This window comes from Acidovorax sp. KPB24-07 (genome assembly GCF_057543315.1).
The window spans coordinates 1-1,098 of record NZ_BAAJYS010000726.1 but is presented as its reverse complement, the minus strand read 5'-3'; the positions used below and the strand labels follow the sequence as shown (position 1 = coordinate 1,098).

The following is a 1,098-nucleotide window of genomic DNA, read 5'->3' as shown; positions in this document are numbered from 1 at the left end:
GGTACCGCGCGGCCCGTAGCCCCGACGGACTCCGGCGTGGGCAGGGGCATGGGCTGCGGGGTCGTGGGGGACCACCGGGGGCCCGCAGGCGTGGCCCGGCGTCCCGCTGCGCTCGTGGGCGGGGTAGCCCCCTCGGGTGGCAGCGGAAGGGGATTGCTCTCGGACGGCTCGCTGTCCACGCCATCGTCTTCGGGCACCCAGTCGCGCAAGGAGGGGCTGGCGATGACCGGCGGCCTGGGGAGCGGGTGAAGGGGGTGCTGGTCGTTGAACGGCTCCTTGAACAACTGGCCCAGCGTCGGGCGCCGTTGCCGCGTTGGTGGGGGTTCGACGTCCGGGGCTTGGGGCGTCTGCAGGTCCGGCTCCTCGGGCTCCTGCGTCTTGTTCACGCCGTCGTTGGCCCGGGTGAAGAGGCCTTGCGCTTGCTGTTGTGCCTGGGCCGCGAGCTTGGTGGCCTGGGCTTCGGCGCGTGCGCGCCAGACCGCCTGGGGATCGGCGGCGGCCGCCGGCTTCCGTTCGATTTCGACTTCCGTTTCAGGATCGGGCCTGGGCTCGGGGTTCTGCGCCACCGGGGCGAATTTCGGCGCCCATCGGGCCGAGTGGTCATCCGGGGCCGCGGCGTGCTGCTGCGGGGTGCGGCCCACCTGCTGGGAGCCAGCTGGCAGGAATTCGTGCAGCCGGGTGGACTCCGATGCCGCCTTGCCCTGCAGCATGCCGAGTGCGGCGCTCTGCGATGCCTCGTCCTTGGCCTTCGTCTTGAATTGCAGGTTGTTGGCGGTCCAGGCGTCGTGGCTGTCCAGCAGGGTGCGCACCTTCGCCCGGTAGCCGTCGGCCTTGGCCTGCTGTCCCTGCGCAATCGCCTGCTGGCGCGCGGCCTCGGCCTGCTGGGTGGCCGCCAGGTCCCGCAATCGTGCCGCGGCCTCTTGCTGGGCCAGTGCCTCGGCGGGCTGGCCCGCGGCAGCGGCCCGCCGGATGGCGGCCTGGGCCTGCTGGCTTTCCATGGTGGCTCGCCGGGTCGGGTTCGGTCGCCTGCTGCGCTGCGGCGGCGGCTTTCTGGCCCGTCTCGGTGGCTTGCTGTGCCAGGCCCTGCAGCTTGTCGTA

General features: G+C 72.7%; 1 pseudogene. It reads right to left on the bottom strand.

The window, feature by feature from the left end:
• Positions 1 to 998, bottom strand: a pseudogene (locus tag AC27IQ_RS25315) (hypothetical protein); the annotation flags it as partial.
• Between the last annotated feature and the right edge of the window lie 100 nt (positions 999 to 1,098).